This is a genomic window from Leptospira levettii (assembly GCF_002812085.1).
GTDB classification, from domain to species: Bacteria; Spirochaetota; Leptospiria; order Leptospirales; family Leptospiraceae; genus Leptospira_A; species Leptospira_A levettii.
In genome coordinates, this window is record NZ_NPDM01000002.1 from 732,505 (window position 1) to 752,067 (window position 19,563).

A 19,563-nucleotide genomic window follows, 5' to 3' on the forward strand; every position below is an offset into this window, starting at 1 on the left:
AAAAATTAAGACATCAGTTGACTCTTAATTCTTAATTTTATTACTTAGTAATCGATTCCGTAATGCAAGAAAGGGTTTTTCAGTGATTAGGTAATACAAATACGCATAACCTAGGATAATGACTCCAATTGGAATTGTCCAAATCAAAATTTCATAATAATGAATTTTATGATACCCAATGAATTTTTTCGAAAGAAACCCTAAACACAATAAATGTATAATGTAAGCGCAATAAGATAATTTAGCAACTGGTGAAAAAATTCGAACTGACAATACTTTATAAGTCAAACTGTTTTCATCTAATGTTTTAATTAAGATTATAGACCATGCGATAGAAGCAAAAAGAAAACGGAAGACGCAAGTAAATAAGTCTGGCCTATCTTCCGATGTGAACATCATGATGGAAATTAATGTTAATAAGGACATAGCCAATACAAATACTGATTTTTTGTTCTTCAAAAACTGATCAATTTTTTCGGGAAAGTAACTTTGAACCGCTGCAAGCAAAACTCCAAGAAACAAACCATCCATTCTTGAATGAAATGGATAATAAAATGTAACCGAATATTTCCAAAAATCCAATTCATCGGGACTGATCTGTAAAAATTGAATCAACCGTATGATGGTTGGTAATATCACCAATATAGAAAGAGAAAACAAAACTTGTTTTTTTTGTTTCAACTTTAAAATAAAAAAAAGTAACACGGGCAATAAAATATAGAATTTTTCTTCAACACTTAGTGACCAACCATGAATCATAATTCCTGCGAAATAATCGCTCATATAAGCATAATCCCAAATCACTTTTTTCACTAACTGTAGCGATTCAGTTTTAATAAGTTCATCAGTTGCAAATTTTGATAGATTGTAGATAAATATAAATTGAAAGGTTAAAAATATATAATAGGGAGGGAAAATTCTTAACACACGTTTTGTGATAAAATTTCCATAATTAATTGAATTTGTTTTGATTTTTTCTTTTAATAACTGGCCGCCAATCAAATAACCGCTTAATACAAAAAAGGCATCCATACACAAGGAGCCATTGTTTAAAAAATTTTCCATCCAAACATTTGGTTCATAAAATCCAAAAAGTTTGTAAGGTCTAAACATATGAGTGTAAATCACCATAAAAAATGCGATCCCACGAATTCCATTGAGTCCCTTCATTTCTAGGGGATTGGTTTTAAAAACGGATAAAAAATAATCTTTCATGAAATAATCTGTCGATTTCAGGAAACCAAACTTATCCTTTCGGTCACTTTATTTTTTTACTGGGTGAAAAAATTACTTCTCTCTCGATTTTGCACTTCACCTTAGGCCCTTAATATTCAGGACATCCTTTCGCAACATAGTTGCATTTGTGTTTGACAAAAATACTCTCCTTTTTTAAATGCAACTTAATTGCAAAAGGATGGTTTCCCCATGGACCAAAGAATACCGGTTACGGTTCTATCAGGATTTTTAGGAGCAGGTAAAACAACTCTTCTCAACCATGTTCTTTCGAACAGAGAGGGTCTACGTGTTGCAGTCATAGTCAATGATATGAGCGAAGTGAATATTGATGCCAAATTAGTAGCGAATGGAGCTTCACTCAGCCGAACAAACGAATCTCTCGTCGAAATGTCCAATGGTTGTATTTGCTGTACATTACGAGAGGATCTACTCATTGAGGTTACTAAACTTGCAAAAGAGAATCGTTTTGATTACATACTAATCGAATCAACTGGAATATCAGAACCATTACCGATTGCTGAAACATTTACTTTTGAAGATGAAGCAGGAGTTAGTTTATCAAACCTCGTTCAACTTGATTCCATGATCACAGTTGTTGATGCTGTCAATTTTTTAAAAGACTTTGAAAGTTTAGATTCCTTAAAAGAACGAGAATTAGGTGCAGGTGAAGAAGATGATCGAGATTTAGTTGATTTACTGGTAGACCAAGTTGAATTTTCGAATACTTTGGTTGTTAACAAAATTAGCCTCCTATCCGAATCAAACAAAAACAAACTTCTCACAATTTTACGTTCGCTCAATGCTGAAGCTGAAATCATCACTACAGATTTTGGAAAAATTCCTCTTAATAAAGTATTCAATACGGGCAAGTTTGATTTTGACAAAGCGAGTCAATTTCCATTGTGGTTGAAAGAATTAAGGGGAGAACATATTCCCGAGACCGAAGAATATGGAATCAAAAGTTTTGTGTATGTAAATCGGAAACCCATGCACCCAAAACGTTTTTATGACTGGTTGGAATCTGAAAAAGAAGGTCTTGTTAGAGCCAAAGGATTTGTATGGCTTGCCTCTAAAATGGATTGGGTGGTGTTATACTCACAGGCTGGCAACATTTCTTCATATAAACCAGAAGGGTATTGGTGGGCAAGTATCAGAGATGAGGACATTCCTGACGACCCTGATGTTCTAGAAAATCTAAAACACCATTGGTTGGAACCTTGGGGTGACAGACGACAAGAAATTGTCCTTATCGGTCGAGACATGAATGAAAAAAAAATAAGATCTTCTCTCAACAAATGTTTGTTAACCGACGAAGAGTACAATCAAGGACCAGATTTTTGGGCAAACTTTGATGATCCATTTCCCAATTGGGAACCATTGTTGGAAGAAACAGAGGAAAAACAAATCCAGATTATGGATTTGCCTTCGCCCAAACATTCCACTCTCTAGCCGTTCTAAATTTTTGACCAGTAATGGCTGTTAGCGCATAATAACTTAATTTGCGTTTTTCAGCGTTATCACCGTTTACAAATGAAATCAGGAGTGGAATTGATTTTTTGTCTTTTCGTTTGGCAATTTCTTCCATCGCAGGTCGGTATACTTCTGCATCCTTAGAGCGAGTGGAATCTTCGATGAGATACCTTGCCTCTTCGGTTGGTATCAGCGCAACGGTTGATAGAATTTGAGGAGCCATTTTAGGACGGTCTGATAATAGTTCCTTTAGTTTTGGTAAGGTACTTGGATCTGCAATGGACCCGAGTGCTTCCAATGCATATCCCATCAATTTGGCATCCCCTTTGTCTAAGGCTTTCATGAGATCTGGTACGGCTTCTTTTGCTCCCATAACACCGAGTGCCCAAGCAGAACCATAAGGTCCCTCTTTTTCCCCAGAGAGTAAAACTTTGCGTAGGATAGGAATAGAACTTGGATCTCCAATCCATCCAAGTGCTTCCGCAAAATTATCTCGTTCCGGAGTAGATGGTTTTTGGAGTAATTCTTCGATTCGATTTTTTCCTTCTTTGTACTTTTGGCGACCAATGATTTTTGCCGCATAACCCCAGTTTCTCGTTTCATCTGAAGTTAAGATTCCAAAGGCAAGTTTTGCTGCCTCTTTAGAAGGAATTGCACATAAGACATCAGTTGCATACATTTTAGATTCAACATTATCTGATTTTAAAACATCAAATACTTTTGGTACAACAGTTGGATTAGCAATTTCAATGAGTGCCATGGAAGCATTTTCCTTTCCTTTATCATAAGGTAAGGTAAGGGCTCTGATGAGGACATCACTAGCATTTTTAGCCTTAATCCTACCGAGAGCTAAATAGGATGCTGCGAGTGTTGGAGTTTCATCTTGGATTTTTGTTAGACCAAGTAAATACGATTCAGCGGAAGATACATTTAATTTTCCGAGAGCCATTGCAAAGGTTTTGTCTTTTTCTCTGTTTTTGTTTTTCAAAGCCAACGTTAAAATTTGAGAACCTACGGATCGATTTCCAATCTGCACCAATGCATCTACAGTTTGTAATCGTAGAGTTGCATTATCATCTTCTAATAATGGATAAATGCGATTCACTACGGAAGGTTCTTTCATTCGAGTTAAAGCATCTAAGTAAACATCTTTTGGATTTTCTGTATCGGACCACATCAAATTGGCAATGGTAGAGGAAGAAACTTTGTCCTTTAATTCTCCAAGGGCAATGGCTGCTCCCGCCCTTAGGCCAGGATCTTTTTCATTTAACATCTTTCGAAGACTTGGAATTGCTTTTGTGATCCCACGGCTTCCCAGTTGGATCGCTGCTTGTCCTCTATCAAAATTGGAACCAGATTCCAATGTTTTCATGAGAATTTCAGTCGGAATCTCTTCTTCCACAGGTAGTACCTCCTGAGTTTCAGGTTCGTTTGGACCACCGAAACAATTTAGGCTTAGGCCAAATACGAAAAGGAAAAGGAATGATTTTTCTAAGATTTGCATGGATGTATCTATGGTTTTAAATTTGGTGAGGATTGTAAAACAAAAAGCTTCCTAACACTAGGAAGCTTTATTCTTTGGAATGATTTGAATGTTTAACTATTTGGAACTTGGTTCCTAACTTCTTTTAACGTCGCTAGTTCTTTGCGCCAAACTTGTAAATCTTTCTCAGCAGAACCTTTGACTTCACTATCCGGTTTTTTGTTTTCGAGCCAATATTCAACCATTTGGATACGTGACTCTAACTCATTGATTTTAAAATCAAAGTAAGCTTTTTGCGCTTTAGGCGTAGGACGTTCTCCCGCATTCGGCTCTTCACTCGAAGGTTTGTCTGCCCACTTTTCCTTTGATTGGCTCGCTGAAAAACTCGCATCCATAGCAGTAAAAGAATCCAACATATCGAGTTGTTCTTTCTCTTGTTTTTCAGTGAGAGGAGCACGAATTTCACGAGGAATGTAGAAATTATTTGGGTATTTCGCCGCAAAATCTCTCCACTCCTCCTTAATCTCTTCCTTACGGTTTGGTTTTTTTTCGAGAGCAAACGGCCATAGTACTTCCGCTTGTGCTAATTCCAATTCTTCAGGATTGGGAGCATCCGCAAATTCTGGATCATCAAACAACGAATTTGCGTGTTTTTCTGAACTGCCAAAATCGGAATTTGACACAACTGTATCTTGTTTTGTTTTATCAGAAGTGAACTTCCATATCGAAAAAACAAACAAAGCTAAGAAAAAACCACAGACCGAAAGAATTCCTATAAACCGTTTACTCATCGTTAACACCTTATGTAAAGATAGATACTACCCAAGAAATTGCCTGACCGAAAATATTCTCTGTTAAGAATTTTTTCAAATCAACTGGATTTCGATTTAATGTATCGTAATACCAAGCAGTATATTCACTTACTTGCGGAATTGAATATCCATAACGAGTGTTAATTGCTTTAATCAACTCGTTTGCGAATAATGAGTGACCATACATATTTGGGTGAACTCCATCTAAACCAAAAACACCTGGTTGGTTAGGAAGTGGCCAGTTTGCTCGTGCATTTCCTGGTGACCAACCTGAAGCACTACGAATCGGTCTTCCGTTTTCTTTTAGGTCATCAAAAATCACTCGTAAGTCAGCAACCGCAAAACGCATTGTAGCAGCCTGAGCTTTGATTTCGTTGTTCAACATATTTAAGAAGTTGGAAATCGTTCCGATTTCATTTGCATCTAAAACTTGGTTCGGATTTGATACAGAGTTTCTAAAAAATGCTTTGAGTCCAGAGTAATTTGCTCTGCCACTTGGATCTCTATAAGGTTCAAGGAAAGCAATTGCTGTTACATTAGGAACAGTAAATAAAACCCCACCTTTTAAACTTCCCATAGCTGCCATTCTTCTGAAAAATTCACGAATGTCTCTTTTGAAACGAGCTTCGTCTAAACAATCAGTAGATGTATGGAGTGCAGTACAGAGTACGTGGTTTGCTCCAGCAGAACCAAATAAGAAAGTTGGTTTTACTTTTTCCATCACTTGTGCTTGTGTTCCTGCATCACGTAAACCAAATCTGTGGAATTTGTCTGGTTCTTTGCAATCAGCAACAGTCACCCAACGGTAAGTATACCAATACCACTTTGCCCAGTACCATTCTTTTGCTTGTTTCGTAGCTGTGATATCTTCACATTTACCAGATGTTTTTAATAGTGTTGTATACTCTGCGCCTGTGATACCTGCATGTGATGGCAAGGAAACGGTAGATTTGTTTCCACCGATGATACTTTCTGCAATACAAAAAATCCCACAGTCCCACTTAAGGACATCTTCTAAGTTTACGAAAGGTCCTTTTAAAACATTATAAGAAACAGATGCTCCTGCTTGTTTTGAGACAAGAACGGGATACGCCCAGTCTTGTGTTTTTTTCTCTACGGTAACACCAAAGAACCCTTGGCTTAAGGAATCACCTACGACCCCAACTCTTTGGAACATTTCACCTTGTGTTTGTGCAGATAAAGATCCTGCCAGAAACAAAGCGAGCACCAAACTGAATGCTTTATTTGTCTTCATATTTCCTCCCAATCGGAACATTTTCAACATATTTTAAACAATTGAGACAATTTGGTGTCTTTTTGAACGAGCGTCAAATAATTTATTTCCGAACCATTGCAATTTTTTGAACTAAGTTCATAATAAATCCCACTACATTTGGTTCCATTTTTTCATTTACGGGAGGGACCCACCTAGAGAACCTTGTTTAATTGACAATGAGATTAAATCTCATTCGCAAGGGAGATAAACTGCCGATGTTCTGGATGCGAATTTTTACCATCGTACTAATACTTGGGATATCCACGATAGGATGCACCAAACAAGAAAATAACGAAACTTCCCTACTTGCTTCCTTAGCACTTGTTAGTGCGGGTGGAAACCAAACTGCCTTTTTAGAAACCTATTCACAAATTGCCTTCCAAAACTATAGCGATGCGTATGCGGACGTTGTATTGATGCGAGAAAAGGTAACTACTTTTACGCAAAAAGCCTCACCTACTCTTTCCGAACTGAATGAAATCAGAACCCTTTGGAGAAAAGCAAGGAGGAGTTACTTACAAGCAGAAATTTTCCGTTTTAGCCAAGGACCAGTAGATAATCCAAATCTTACAGGTGGTGTGGAACTAGAACCATTGATGAATTCCTGGCCATTAGATGAAGGTTACATTGATACAGTTGTGTTAGCAGGAACTGTCACAAAACAAGGATTAATCGACAAAAACCAAGGTGACTGTTCTGGAGGAACTTGCCCAGATGGAGATACTGCGAAAAATATATCCGTTGGTTGGCATGCCATTGAATACATCTTATGGGGAGTTGATGCACCAAATAACTCAACACCAGGAACCACCATCACACAAACGAACTTTACGACTGCGAATGGATCAGGAAGTGCGCAAGCAAAACGTTCCGCTTATTTAATGTATGCCACTGAAATATTAGAATCACATTTACTGCTCATTAAAAATGCATGGGATCCTTCAATCACAGGTTCCTATGTTCAAAAATTCAAAACAAGTTCCACCTCTTTTGAAAATATCCTAAGAGGGATTGCCAAGTTTGCAGGTGGTGAATGGGGAGGAGAAAGAATGACTGGTGTTTTTGGTGGAGACCAGGAAGAGGAACATTCTTGTTTTTCCGACAATACAAAAGCTGACTTTTATTATGATGCAAAAGGTTTGGAAAATATCTTTAACGGAACCTACACTGGTTCCAAGACCATCACAGGGTATGGACTGAAAAATCTTTTAGGCAAAGAAACAAATTATATCAAAGAAAGGATTTCAACTGCTGAACAATTCTGTTTGAATGAATTTGTGGAAGATACTTCCCTCAACCAAACCTGCAGTGGCAACCTTATCTCCAGCCGATTTGATCGAATGATCGCAACTGTCAATGCTTCAGGTTCTGCTACTGAAAATGCAGATTACCAACTCTTTCGATATCAAATCCAACCAGCCGTACAGGAAATCGCAAAGTCAATGCAAAGAACCGCTGCGAGTTTCGGAGTTTCCATCGGCGATGATGGTCTTGTGATCCAATAAAAAGAAAAAAATGAAATACATCCACCTTATCCTTGTTCTAATATCAATTGCATTTGGGAATTGCAAAACTCATGCAAATGATGATGAAAAAAACTCAGTTTTACTTTTGGCAGTTTTATCCGCTACTTCCTGTTCTTCAGGAGATTCATTGAATGACCCTTGTGAACAATACAGTGGTGGAGAAACAACAACATTCGATTCAACAGAATCCGCATTTGATCTAGAAGCTGCGAATGTTCTAGATTCAAAAAGGTCCATTGATTTCCAAGATGGAAATGCTAACTTTAATCGGACTTGGTTACCAGCAGGTAATTCTTCTGTTGCTGGACTTGGACCCGTTTTTAATAACAGGTCTTGCCAAAGTTGCCATGTCAAAGATGGACGAGGTCGTCCCCCTGCGGACGGAACAAGTTTATCCTCTATGTTAATTCGTTTGAGTGTTCCAGGAAATAACCCAACAACTGGGGGACCTCTTGCCATGACAAATTTCGGAACACAATTAAATACAGAAGGGATTACCGAATATGGGACTGGCACACAAATTCCAAAAGAAGGAATTGTTACGATTACCTATACAGAAGAACCAGGCAACTTTCCCGATGGAGAAACCTACTCTTTAAGGAAACCAAATTATGCAATCACATGGAATGTGGGAGGTGGTGCCACACAAATCAATGTCACAAATCCTGGCCAACCTTACCACCCAACAAACAATGCTTCTGGATCCTATTTCATCTCACCAAGAACTGCTCCTATGATGCCCGGACTAGGTTTATTGGAAGCAATTCCAGAGGCCACCATACGATCGTTTGCTGATGAATTGGATACAAATGGTGATGGGATTTCAGGTAGACCCAATATTGTATGGGATACCTCACAAGCAAAAACCTTCTTAGGAAGATTTGGTTGGAAAGCAAACCAACCGAATTTAAACCACCAAAATGCAAGTGCCTTTCTTGGTGACATGGGACTCACTACTTCCGTTTTTCCAACAGAAAATTGTGCGACAGGACAATCCTTATGTTCTTCTAGTCCCACTGGGAACGGAACAAATCCAGAAATTTCAAATGATCGATTAGCGAGAGTTACATTCTATACTAGTTTAGTTAGTGTACCTGGACGAAGGGGATGGAAAACTGAAGATGTGAGAAGAGGAAAAGAAATTTTCATTCAAATAGGATGTGCATCTTGTCATATCCCAAGAATCAAAACAGGCGACCACCCTATCCCTGAAATTGCAAACCAAGAGATTCGTCCCTATACGGATTTACTCATCCATGATATGGGTGATGGACTTAGCGATTTTCGATCTGATTTTAAAGCAAACGGAAATGAATGGAGAACTACACCTTTATGGGGATTGGGACTCATTGAAAGGGTCAATGGACATGAACTTCTGTTACATGACGGAAGGGCAAGAGGAATCCAAGAAGCGATTCTTTGGCATGGTGGCGAAGCCGAACAAACCAAAAATAATTTTAAGTCATTATCAAAAGACCAGAGAACCAAATTAATTTCATTTCTAAAATCATTATGAAACAAAATAGTATTTTATCAAAAATTTTATTCTATAGTTTCTACATACTTTTGATTAGTTGTGGTCCAAAACCTGGCCAATCCTCAGACAATTCCCAAATATTAGGACTTGTTGATACTTACTTTCGAAATTATTCAACTTCCAGTTTGTTACTTGACATTTCGAATAACCTAATCCTTCCTAAGTATACCAATTTAAACAATAAAATCACAAATCTTCAGACTGCAGCCAATACATATGTAACTACAACCGATGTGACAAACCTTACAAATCTAAGAAATGCTTGGATAGAAGCAGATTTAGCATATCGGCAAATTGAATGGGCATATTTTGGACCTGCTTCTATTCCTTATAATGTATATTTATACTTAGATAGTTTTACAAGATCCTATCCGATTGACCCAACTTCGATAGAATCCAAAATCACTTCTAATCTAGCACCAACGGGATTAAGAGTGGATGGTATGGATGCAGTAGAATACCTACTCTTCAAAGACAATGCAACAACTACCAATACAGCTTTTGCCGATACAAATCGAAAAACATACCTAACAAAACTCATCCAAGATATCAAAACACAATCAGGATTATTACTATATCATTGGGATCAATCGAGATCATCTTCCTTTTATAATTCCTTCACAAGTGCGGGAAAAGGAAGTGTTGAATATCCAAATACAAAAGACGGTTTAACGGAAATTACAAACCAATTGGTTTTTTTCTGCAATACAATGATCGATATCAAAATTGCTGAACCGTCCGGATTACGTGCATCCAATCTAGGTGTGAAAGATATTACAAAAGTCGAAACTCCCTATGCAAATTTATCTTTTGACTCACTCATCCAAAACTTACAAGGTATTTCTGATTTAGGAGATGTGGGACTTTATCGATTTTTAGATATTAGAAATGAATCCATCGTCCCAAGATTACAAGATCAAATTAAAACAACAATTTCATCTGTTAATTCCCTCAAAACAAAGTATGGAACGTTCCAAAATGCAATCACAAACGGAAACCAAGATGTAGAAGCAATGTTAGGTGAATTCAAAAAACTCCGAGTGATTATCAGTACAGAATTAATCAGTTCTCTTGGCGGAACCATTGGGGCCAGTACAAATGACGGTGATTAAATATCTTAATCAACCCGTCTCCTCATTATCCTTACATTTCTTTCGTTTTGGTTACGGGCTTGCAACTACCATCATCATCATTCGGTATTTTTATTTTGGATGGATCCATACATACCTAATCCAACCAACTTTTTTCTTCAAACATTTTGGTTGGGGATGGGTTCCAAATTTACCTCCAACTTTTACATACCTATTATTTATCATTTTGCTCTTGAGTTCGATTGGTATTTTATTTGGTTATTTTGTTCGAACAAATCTTTTGGTTTTTACAATCGGTTTCACTTGGTTCCATTTTTCAGATGCGACCATTTACCTGAATCATTATTATCTGGTATCAATTCTTGGTTTTTTACTCTGGTTATCGCCGATCTCAAAATACGATACACCAATTTTCGGAATTCAAAATTGGATCCAAACTCCAATGCCAATCACCAAACTATGGGTATACGCATTCCGATTACAAATTGGATTGGTCTATTTTTTCGGTGGAATTGCTAAACTACAACCTGATTGGATGTGGGAAGCCTTACCATTAAAATTATGGTTGTACCAATCGGAAGGGAAACTACCTTGGCTCGATCCAATTCTTGGATTACCAGTTACCGCATATGTTTTCTCCTGGATTGGAATCCTCTTTGATCTATCGATTCCTTTTTTATTAGCTTTCAGCCGGTATCGATTGGTAACATGGAGTGTAGTCCTTCTCTTTCATACGTTTACTTCATTTTTGTTTCCGATAGGCGTTTTCCCAATTGTGATGAGTTTATCCTCGCTCATTTTTTTTCCACCTAACTGGCCAAAACAAATATGGAACGGAATTTTAAATCAGAATGATAGACAAGTTCAGTTGGAAAACAAATTGGATGAAATTTCATCAAACAGTCGTTTATTTATAACTGAATGGATTCTCGTTGTTTTTCTCTTATTCCAAGTTTTGATTCCTTTTCGCCATATATTTTATCCTGGTCAGGTAATTTGGACTGAAGAAGGAATTAAATTTTCATGGCAAGTGATGGTAGCTGATAAAGTAGGAGAAGCTCTCTTTTTTGCCCAAGGAAAAACCATTGATCCAAGAAACGAACTAACAGAATACCAATACAGAATGATGGTGATTCAACCCGAACACATCATTCAATATGCCAAACACATCCAATCAAAACTGGCGCTCGAGACAGGCCAAAGAGACATACCAGTCTATGTACAATCCAATGTCTCATTGAACGGCAAACAAGCAAAACCTTTGTTTGCTCCAAATTTAGATATAACGAAAATCGAACCAAATTTTTTACCATTAAAAGGACTCAATCGATGAATACTTTCCGATTCCGTTTTCTATTATTTGTTATCCTCTTTTTCTTTCTTAGTCATAACATTTACACACAATCTAGTACAGAAGAGAAAGAAACAGCTCCTCAAAAAAACGAAGGAATCCATGTCATTGGTAACAAAAAAGAAGACCTAAAAAAAATCCCAGGTTCAGCCTATATTCTAGATAATAAATATCTACAAGAAGCATCACCAACTGATCCAATGGAAGCTTTACGGAGAGCTCCTGGAGCAAGTGTTCGGTTCCAGGATGCTGCAGGACTCACACCTAATATTGGTTTTAGAGGAGTAAGTAATGAAGAATCAAGGAAAACTTTAATCCTTGAAGATGGGATTCTCACATCACTTTCTCCATATGGACAACCTGAAAGTTATTATTCACCCTCTATTGAAAGAATGGAACGAATTGAAGTGATCAAAGGATCTGGTTCCATATTATTTGGACCAAATACGATTGGTGGAATTGTGAATTTTGTCACCAAACGTCCACCAGTTGAATCAACCTTTTATACAAAAAACGTAGGCGGTGAAAATGGATACCTTTCCACCTATAATTCCTATGGTAAAAGTTTTGGATCCAGTGCATTTGAAGTTTCTCTTCTAAGAAAACAAGGAAATGGATTTCGTAATTACCAAAATTTTGACGTTACAGAAGGAAATGTAAAATGGATCCAAGATTGGAATGAAAACCATAGTACTACTATCAAATTAGGTTATCATATGCAAAATGCCCAGTCGACTTACTTAGGTTTGTCGCAAGGTTTATTTTGGAAAGACCCAAGAATTAATCCTGCCAAATATGATGAAAAACAATTAAATCGTAGCCAAACCGTTATTTCTCATAACTGGAAATTAACAGATGAACATTCCATCATCATTCGAGGATATGTTTCCCAAGCGGAAAGAAATTGGGCAAGGCAAGACTTTTTATCTGGAAAATCAGATGAAGGGGGATATTTGAATCCACCAACCGATACACTTAGGACCTACTCGCCAGGAATCATTGGCAACCGACCTGGTGACAGTATCTATATGCGGGAAACATATACGAGCAGGGACCAATCCTTTTTAGTTGGTGGATTGGAAACAAAACTGGAATCCAAATTTTCTACCTTTGGTATCAAACACGAAACTGACCTTGGAATCAGATTCCATGGTGAAAATAATCTTACCCAAACGAATGTTAAAAAAACTGATGATCCATTAGGGTATCTAACCAAAGCAAGTTTGCAAGAAGAATCCCTAACTAATAATTTACTACAACCTTCACTGCCGAATTTTAATCTAAACCGACAAGAAAGAAAAATTGAAGCCTTTGCCTCTTACTTCCAAGACAGAATCCAATTATCAGAGAACTGGAAATTGATTCCAGGGATTCGATATGAAGAAGTGAGACAAAAAGCAATTACAACTAGAAGGCAAGCGACACAAGAAGATTATAGATTAGGCGCTGTTTTACCCAATGATGTTTCTGTGAATAGAAGAAGTTCAAGTGAATCCAGAACTCATATCATACTTCCTGGAATTGGAATTACATATGATATCACAAAAAAATTCATTTGGTTTTCGGGTGCACACAAAGGATTTTCTCCACCTACCTTTGGTACTTCCTTTAGCCCACAAGGGAATGACTATCGACTCAAACCAGAAACTTCTACAAATTACGAATCCGGTATACGAGGTGATTTAACTTCTTATCTTTATACAGAGCTAGTTGGATATAAAATGTATTTTCGTGATCAAATCATCAATGTGAACGAAGTTGGTGGTGAAAATGGAATACGACCTGCAAACACTGGTTATTCGACACATACTGGTGGAGAGGCTGTTGTCGTTTGGGATCCAGCAAAAATGCAAAAATCAGAATGGAGAGTTCCCATTGAGCTGATCTATTCTCGTATTGAAGCAAAATCAAGAAGTTTTAATCCTTTCCCAGTATCCCAAACAAGTGATGGCCGAGAATTGATAGAGATATTACCAGCTTATACAGTCAATAACTACCAATTCATTTCAAGTGATACAACCGGAAACTATTTGCCCTATGTTCCCAAAGAAACGATTACAACAGCAATTTCTGTTTCGTCACCACAAGGATATTATGGTCGTTTAGAATACCAATACATTGGAAAACAATATTCAGATCTACTAAACACAAAAGATGAGTCGGAAGATGGCAATAAAGGAATCATTCCTAAAGTCGAACTATGGAATACAAGTTTTGGGTATCGATCTCCCGATAAATGGTCGGTCTTCATCAACGCAAAAAACATTCAAGATAAACAATATGTATCTGGAAGATTACCTACAGGAATCCAACCAGGGCCATTCCGACAAGTCAATGTTGGTTTTACCTTGGAGTTATAATTCAGACAATAGGATACAAATTCATTCCTATTAAATTTGCTTACGGAAGAGATTAAAAATATTTTCCCACTCGATCATAATTTAATAGAGCTGATTGTAATGTTGTTTCTTCCCATGAATCAAGGACAACACCATTACCCTTTAAATACACCAATACATCGTTTCGTTCTGCAGTTGGTATTTTAGTGAGTTCTTTTAAGACGAGAGACATACGATTGGAATTTCTTTCCTTGGGAGTTAAATTGATTTCTTTTTGCAAATCATACTTATCTTTTATTTCCTGACAAAAAGTTTCCCAAACATGAATGGAACTTAATATGGTTTCAAGTCGTTTTCTGTTTTCAATTTCCTTTTCACTGATTTCCTCATGTTTTTGATTTCCAGAAACCATCATCATTCTTAAGTAATAATACAAAGTATGACTGTTTAATAATATTTTGCGTATTTCGTTTTCTCTTAAGTTTGAAAATATACCAAGCAAGGTTTGCATTGTCATATTTTTTTCTTCCAAGAGATCAAAGTATGCTTCCCATGTTTGAGGATCCAAATTGGAAAGTAGATGAATTTTTAAAGTGGGATCACGATCCATCTCTTCACCAAGAGATAAAATTCTTAAACTTTGAGCAGAATCAAACATACCTCGAATTTGCAAAAAATATGCATTCGAATCAAAATGATCCAATAAAAACTGTTTTCCATATCCAAAATAAATAAATCTCATCAATAGTTCTGGAGTTATGTTGGGATCGTTTAAGAATTGTTTTGTTGCATCCTCTGTGCGTAACAGCCATAAATATTCAAATACTAAGTCACAGAACTCAGGATCTGATAACATGTGTTCTGCTAATGATTTAAGATCTTCCCCTTTATCAATGGAGGAAAAAAATGATAAAAGCTCATTTGGCGATGCGTTTTTCCAAAATTGAGAGGCCTTCCATCGCATGACTATTCATAGTGTGAAAAAAGAACAAAGTCAATTGAAATTTAGATCGTTCTTTTTTTTAGTATATTAATATACATTCCAATACGAACTAAGGAGAAGATTTTTACAAATTTTTCCTCTAGAACCAGTATTAATCGTTAGGATTGAATCATACGTATGTGGCACAGCCACTATCTTTCCGTTAGGTGTTAAAACACCATCTCCCCATTTATTTCCACTTCCAATACCAGTATTATGTGTTGTATAAGCAAAACTGACAGGATCTATCGCAAGTATATCTGTGATATCAGCAGGAATTGCGATTATCCTACCATCTGCAGAAAAAATTCCACCCCTCCATTTTCCTGTCCCTCCGACTGGAGAAACACGTAAAGATACGGAATCGTTAGAAGGGTCTAAAAAGATAAAATCTGAATCGTTGGAGGGAATACCAACTAACATACCATCAGATGTAACAACCGAATGCCTCCACTTTCCTAACCCAGTTTTAGGTGATGGGATTGTATACGTTCTTTCCGAATAAGGATCCAATACAAAAATAGAATCGATATCAACAGGGAATGCATAAATTTTTCCATTGGGAGCAAGCACTCCCCCTTCCCACATATTTGATAATGACACAGGAGAAGGAATCGTTCGAATCAAATCAGTTTGTGGGTCTATGACTAAAATTTGATTTGCCGAATTGGGAATTCCATAAATGAGACCGTTCGGAGCAAGCACACCACCACGCCACTTACCAACACCTGTTAGTGGGGAATTTAAAAAATAACTTTGATTTGTGAGTGGATTAAAAACAAGGATTTGGTTTGCATCCCTTGGAATTCCATAAATTTTACCATTTGGTGCGAGAACTCCCCCTTCCCATTGTGCCGATCCAGTCGATGTTGTATTCACATTGCTAGAGGAATTTTGTGTTGGATCAATGACGAGAAGATCGGAACGATTGTAAGGAAGAGAATACACCAACTCTTGGTTCGAGAGAACACCACCAAGCCATTTTGCTAAACCAGTTTCCGGTTGGGTGAATGTTTGAAAACTCACTCCGTCAGTACCTAATGCAGCTTGTTTTTTAAGTTCTTCCGCCACATACTTCCAACGTCGAGGTTGGATGATGGAAAGTGGGTCCATATCACAGATTGATTTATTGGGAGCTCGTGAACCACAAAACTCTCGGTCATCATCAGTAAGGATCCGTGCTAGATAAAAATCGCGGAAGGATTCTGAGTTAGGATCACAACCATTCCCAAGTTTTGGGAGTTGGCAATTCAGGATCAGTAACGATACAAGGAGAATTACGTATTTATAATATTGGTTTCCTCGAATTTCCAATCCAAACCCTCTAGATAGAATGATTCCAACCTAGATCGTTAATTTGTCAAATGAAAGAAATTTCTTGCCATTAAGGAACTGTCTCAAGTTTTTTTCAGAATACAAATGAAGATCTGAAAGATAAAATGAAATCGGTGTTTCGTATGTAGAGTCAGACAAAAAGAAATAACCAAGTTCCATACGAATTTAATTTCATTGACGTAGAGCAAAAAGACAATTTATTTGAGACGTCGTCATGGTGAAGTCCCTTACCTTTTTTGATTCCCTTCCTTTTTCTCAGGACTTGTCCCTAGTATACACAATCATTTATAGATAGAACCAATCCTCAATGAAATCGAACACAGAACATTTAAACCTTAGAGTGAGTTCCCAAACAAACTCTGGATCCGAAAAATTCCAAACAGCAAATATAGCGAGGTGTATCTATACCCTTGTCATGGTATTGGTTTTTTACCACTTCCAATTACCTTGGATTGTTGCGATTGGTTCAGTACATTTAGTTTTTTCAGTGATTTGGTTTTTACTCATCCACTTCGACATCTTAGTAGAAAAAGATGTTTGGTGGAGTGGTTACGTTCCAGCAACTTTCGATTTGATATGGCTCACTGTCCTTGCTTATGGTACAGGGCATATCACTTCTTTTTTTATACTAGGTTACCTTGGCTCAATTGCCCTTAGCAGTATGTCTCTTGATCGAAATTATGGCGTTTACAATGCCTTTTTAGCAACTGTGTTATTTAGTGCAATGGGTTTTTTTGTGTACTATGATGTTATACCACTCGTAAATATCTTAATGCCACCTGTAAAACCTACATTACTCAGTATCTTTATTTCGTCGTTATTACTTGGTGGAAGTGCATTCATAGTAAATCAAATCGTTTCAAAGTTGTTCTCTTCATTAACGGATGTGAACGAAAAATTATTAGCAATTGCGATGACCGATCCACTAACAGGAATTTCAAATCGGAGATCTTTTTTTTCCAATTTAGAAATTGAAATGGCAAGGCAACACCGTAGCACATCACCCTATCCCATTGCATTCCTTTTGTTTGATTTAGATCTCTTCAAATCCATCAATGATACATATGGACATGAAATCGGAGACTTAGTACTCATTGAATTTGCAAGTGTCTTAAAAACGTCCTTACGAAAACAAGACTTTCCTGCGAGATGGGGTGGCGAAGAATTTTTGGTGTTATTACCCAATACCGATTTGGATGGAGCCATTGCCACCGCTGAAAAAATCAGAAGCACATTCCATTCCTTAAAGATACCGATGAAAGGTAAGGAACTCCAATGTTCTACTAGTGTAGGGATCTCCATCCTTAGGGACCAAAATACGAATCCAGAATCTGCCATCAATCTTGCAGATGAATATTTATACGAAGCAAAACGAAAAGGTAGAAACCAAGTTTATTCTGAGAAAAATCTTTGATCACCTCATCAGATAGAGTGGATTTTATAAATTGGTAACAACAGAACTGGTATTAAACATTACGAAAATTCTTTAACGAGTCTGTCAAAACCAGCATTTGTCCCTTCGATTCTACCTTCAATTTCGATTTTTTGGACTCCTTCATCGGAAACTTTTCCCAAGAGTACAATTTGTTCGGTAAATGACATTTTCGTTCTACCCTCTATTAACGTATCAAAAATGACAGTAACCAAAGAAACGGAAATTCGGATATCATTCATATACATACCAAATGCATACACAATTCTTTCATTTGGAATGATATCATAATAAGTAGCATCAAAAACATGTCTATTTCCAGAAGGTGTGATGACTAAATTAGATTCTTTTCCACCCACTTTAAAATCCATACTGAACTCTACAGTTTTCCAATCATCATGACATGAAAACCATCTACGTTTTGACTCTGGGTTTGCCCAAGCTGCAAAAACTTTTTCTCTTGAAGCAGGTAAAATTCTTTCAATCGTAAAAGATGTATTGTTGACTACCATTTGGTTTTTTTATACTCCATCCGAGTTTTCTTCTGACGTTTCAATTAAAAATTGGCTCAATCGATCAAAACTACGATTCCAAGCAGACTTCCTTTCATCTAACCATGCATTGATGCCACTCAATTTAGAAAAATTTAATTCGTATGTTCGAACTCTGCCTGATTTATTGGAATGCACTAATCCACCATTTTCTAAAACTTTTAAATGTTTTAATACTGAAGGTAACGCCATATCCAATGGTTCAGCTAATTCCTTAACGGAAGCAGAGCCCAAACTCAATCGTTCTACCATTTGCAAACGACTCGGATCAGCGAGTGCATGAAAAATTTGGTCTAGTCCAGGATCGGTCAGTTTCATAATGGAATCAATTCAGTGTCTAAAAACCAGAAATAAAGTCCTTACTTTTTTTCTTTCAAAAATCTTTTTGGAATTTGATCAAAAAATGGATACATATGGAAAAAAGGTTCTGCTTCGTCTAATGTCCGCTTTACGGAACTTTTTTCTAACAATCTTTCAAAATAATTGGTTAGCTTTGGGTAATCCTTTTGAAAACTCAAAAGAGTATCTGCATAAAACAAAGCAGGTACTGCAGCACAATCTGCCATGGTAAAAGTATCGGAAACAATATATTTTTTTGCATCCAATTGTTTTTCTAACATACCATAGGCGACAGACAAACGTTCATATGCTCGTTCCACACCAAATGGATCTTTTTGTCCTTCAAGTCGAATGCGATCCAAAACAATTTTTTGAACAGAATCACTGATGTACAAATCAAAAAATCGGTCCCAAAGCCTGACTTCAATGGCTTTTTGTGGTTCAGATGGTAGTAAATTGGCTGTCCCTGGATAGTATTCGCAAATGTATTCAATGATGACACTTGTTTCAGGGATGATTTGATTCTGCATCCGATCCCGTAATAATGGAATTTTCCCGACAGGCCAATAGGCAAATAATTCTGATCTCGATTCTTCCTCGGATAGGTCTACGAACCTTGGTTTGAATTCCGTTCCATTTTCATACATTGCAATGAGGACCTTGTGGCAAAAGGAAGCGAGCAGGTGGTAGTAAAGGAGCAGGTTTTTAGAGCTATTGTTATCCATTTGGCTAACTTTTCAAATCAAACCCGCCTGGCAATCCAAATAGTTATCTATTTGGGTAAGTATTCATCTTTTCCCACA

16 protein-coding genes are annotated in these 19,563 nt (G+C 37.0%); 7 read left to right on the plus strand and 9 right to left on the minus strand.

Features of this window, described 5'->3' with window-relative positions; genetic code table 11:
• Positions 1–24 precede the first annotated feature (24 nt).
• Positions 25–1,215: an acyltransferase family protein gene (locus CH354_RS11100; RefSeq protein ID WP_100726496.1), complete on the minus strand. Its 1,191-nt coding sequence runs from the start codon at positions 1,213–1,215 to the stop codon at positions 25–27.
• Between the two features lie 210 nt (positions 1,216–1,425).
• Between CH354_RS11100 and zigA the strand changes: the two genes are divergently transcribed.
• Positions 1,426–2,685, plus strand: a complete 1,260-nt coding sequence (zigA, locus tag CH354_RS11105; RefSeq protein WP_100766482.1) for a zinc metallochaperone GTPase ZigA — start codon at positions 1,426–1,428, stop codon at positions 2,683–2,685.
• Here the strand turns inward: zigA and CH354_RS11110 are convergent.
• The 3 genes from CH354_RS11110 to CH354_RS11120 form a co-directional block, all read right to left on the minus strand.
• Positions 2,648–4,210 carry a HEAT repeat domain-containing protein gene (locus CH354_RS11110; protein WP_100766464.1) on the minus strand — a complete coding sequence of 521 codons (1,563 nt, stop codon included), beginning with the start codon at positions 4,208–4,210 and terminating at the stop codon, positions 2,648–2,650. The two genes, zigA and CH354_RS11110, sit on opposite strands and share 38 nt — an antisense overlap.
• Positions 4,211–4,302: 92 nt before the next feature.
• Positions 4,303–4,980: a hypothetical protein gene (locus tag CH354_RS11115; protein WP_100726893.1), complete on the minus strand. Its 678-nt coding sequence runs from the start codon at positions 4,978–4,980 to the stop codon at positions 4,303–4,305.
• Between the two features lie 10 nt (positions 4,981–4,990).
• Positions 4,991–6,256 (minus strand): SGNH/GDSL hydrolase family protein, encoded by a 1,266-nt coding sequence (locus tag CH354_RS11120; protein ID WP_420843827.1) that lies wholly within the window; start codon positions 6,254–6,256, stop codon positions 4,991–4,993.
• A gap of 197 nt (positions 6,257–6,453) precedes the next feature.
• Between CH354_RS11120 and CH354_RS11125 the strand changes: the two genes are divergently transcribed.
• From CH354_RS11125 to CH354_RS11145, 5 genes are read left to right on the plus strand one after another with little or no spacing between them, the layout of a single operon-like run.
• Positions 6,454–7,782, plus strand: a complete 1,329-nt coding sequence (locus tag CH354_RS11125; protein ID WP_238760800.1) for an imelysin family protein — start codon at positions 6,454–6,456, stop codon at positions 7,780–7,782.
• A 10-nt stretch (positions 7,783–7,792) separates the two neighbouring features.
• Complete coding sequence (locus CH354_RS11130) at positions 7,793–9,319, plus strand: di-heme oxidoreductase family protein (RefSeq protein WP_100728751.1); 1,527 nt, start codon at positions 7,793–7,795, stop codon at positions 9,317–9,319.
• On the plus strand, positions 9,316–10,452 hold the full coding sequence (locus tag CH354_RS11135; RefSeq protein WP_100728750.1) for an imelysin family protein: 1,137 nt from the start codon (positions 9,316–9,318) through the stop codon (positions 10,450–10,452). The genes CH354_RS11130 and CH354_RS11135 overlap by 4 nt, the downstream gene beginning before the upstream one ends.
• Complete coding sequence (locus CH354_RS11140) at positions 10,439–11,764, plus strand: HTTM domain-containing protein (protein ID WP_100766465.1); 1,326 nt, start codon at positions 10,439–10,441, stop codon at positions 11,762–11,764. Before CH354_RS11135 ends, CH354_RS11140 begins: the two co-directional genes overlap by 14 nt.
• The gene (locus CH354_RS11145) at positions 11,761–14,142 is read left to right on the plus strand and encodes a TonB-dependent receptor family protein (RefSeq protein WP_100729017.1); all 2,382 of its coding nucleotides are present in this window, start codon (positions 11,761–11,763) and stop codon (positions 14,140–14,142) included. The genes CH354_RS11140 and CH354_RS11145 overlap by 4 nt, the downstream gene beginning before the upstream one ends.
• Before the next feature lie 52 nt (positions 14,143–14,194).
• Here CH354_RS11145 and CH354_RS11150 read toward each other — a convergent pair whose 3' ends face one another.
• Complete coding sequence (locus CH354_RS11150; protein ID WP_100729018.1) at positions 14,195–15,085, minus strand: LBF_1199 family protein; 891 nt, start codon at positions 15,083–15,085, stop codon at positions 14,195–14,197.
• Positions 15,086–15,151: 66 nt separating this feature from the next.
• Entirely contained in the window at positions 15,152–16,417 is a 1,266-nt protein-coding gene (locus CH354_RS11155; protein WP_243396044.1) for an NHL repeat-containing protein, read from the minus strand.
• Between the two features lie 328 nt (positions 16,418–16,745).
• Here CH354_RS11155 and CH354_RS11160 point away from each other — a divergent pair, with 328 nt between their 5' ends.
• The gene (locus CH354_RS11160; protein WP_207764239.1) at positions 16,746–17,852 is read left to right on the plus strand and encodes a GGDEF domain-containing protein; all 1,107 of its coding nucleotides are present in this window, start codon (positions 16,746–16,748) and stop codon (positions 17,850–17,852) included.
• Positions 17,853–17,911: 59 nt separating this feature from the next.
• Here the strand turns inward: CH354_RS11160 and CH354_RS11165 are convergent, their stop codons facing one another.
• From CH354_RS11165 to CH354_RS11175, 3 genes are read right to left on the minus strand one after another with little or no spacing between them, the layout of a single operon-like run.
• Positions 17,912–18,382 (minus strand): SRPBCC family protein, encoded by a 471-nt coding sequence (locus tag CH354_RS11165; RefSeq protein WP_100728981.1) that lies wholly within the window; start codon positions 18,380–18,382, stop codon positions 17,912–17,914.
• Between the two features lie 9 nt (positions 18,383–18,391).
• Positions 18,392–18,739 carry an ArsR/SmtB family transcription factor gene (locus CH354_RS11170; RefSeq protein ID WP_100726489.1) on the minus strand — a complete coding sequence of 116 codons (348 nt, stop codon included), beginning with the start codon at positions 18,737–18,739 and terminating at the stop codon, positions 18,392–18,394.
• Positions 18,740–18,780: 41 nt separating this feature from the next.
• Positions 18,781–19,485 carry a glutathione S-transferase family protein gene (locus CH354_RS11175; protein ID WP_100728980.1) on the minus strand — a complete coding sequence of 235 codons (705 nt, stop codon included), beginning with the start codon at positions 19,483–19,485 and terminating at the stop codon, positions 18,781–18,783.
• Between the last annotated feature and the right edge of the window lie 78 nt (positions 19,486–19,563).

What these genes read in the sequence shown, in the direction of transcription:
- CH354_RS11175 (WP_100728980.1), bottom strand. Translation starts at nt 19,485, where the DNA reads ATGGATAACAATAGCTCTAAAAACCTGCTCCTTTACTACCACCTGCTC.
- CH354_RS11110 (WP_100766464.1), bottom strand. Translation starts at nt 4,210, where the DNA reads ATGCAAATCTTAGAAAAATCATTCCTTTTCCTTTTCGTATTTGGCCTA.
- CH354_RS11130 (WP_100728751.1), top strand. Translation starts at nt 7,793, where the DNA reads ATGAAATACATCCACCTTATCCTTGTTCTAATATCAATTGCATTTGGG.
- CH354_RS11140 (WP_100766465.1), top strand. Translation starts at nt 10,439, where the DNA reads ATGACGGTGATTAAATATCTTAATCAACCCGTCTCCTCATTATCCTTA.
- CH354_RS11100 (WP_100726496.1), bottom strand. Translation starts at nt 1,215, where the DNA reads ATGAAAGATTATTTTTTATCCGTTTTTAAAACCAATCCCCTAGAAATG.
- CH354_RS11165 (WP_100728981.1), bottom strand. Translation starts at nt 18,382, where the DNA reads ATGGTAGTCAACAATACATCTTTTACGATTGAAAGAATTTTACCTGCT.
- CH354_RS11125 (WP_238760800.1), top strand. Translation starts at nt 6,454, where the DNA reads ATGAGATTAAATCTCATTCGCAAGGGAGATAAACTGCCGATGTTCTGG.
- CH354_RS11150 (WP_100729018.1), bottom strand. Translation starts at nt 15,085, where the DNA reads ATGCGATGGAAGGCCTCTCAATTTTGGAAAAACGCATCGCCAAATGAG.
- CH354_RS11120 (WP_420843827.1), bottom strand. Translation starts at nt 6,256, where the DNA reads ATGAAGACAAATAAAGCATTCAGTTTGGTGCTCGCTTTGTTTCTGGCA.
- CH354_RS11160 (WP_207764239.1), top strand. Translation starts at nt 16,746, where the DNA reads ATGAAATCGAACACAGAACATTTAAACCTTAGAGTGAGTTCCCAAACA.
- zigA (WP_100766482.1), top strand. Translation starts at nt 1,426, where the DNA reads ATGGACCAAAGAATACCGGTTACGGTTCTATCAGGATTTTTAGGAGCA.
- CH354_RS11115 (WP_100726893.1), bottom strand. Translation starts at nt 4,980, where the DNA reads ATGAGTAAACGGTTTATAGGAATTCTTTCGGTCTGTGGTTTTTTCTTA.
- CH354_RS11145 (WP_100729017.1), top strand. Translation starts at nt 11,761, where the DNA reads ATGAATACTTTCCGATTCCGTTTTCTATTATTTGTTATCCTCTTTTTC.
- CH354_RS11135 (WP_100728750.1), top strand. Translation starts at nt 9,316, where the DNA reads ATGAAACAAAATAGTATTTTATCAAAAATTTTATTCTATAGTTTCTAC.
- CH354_RS11170 (WP_100726489.1), bottom strand. Translation starts at nt 18,739, where the DNA reads ATGAAACTGACCGATCCTGGACTAGACCAAATTTTTCATGCACTCGCT.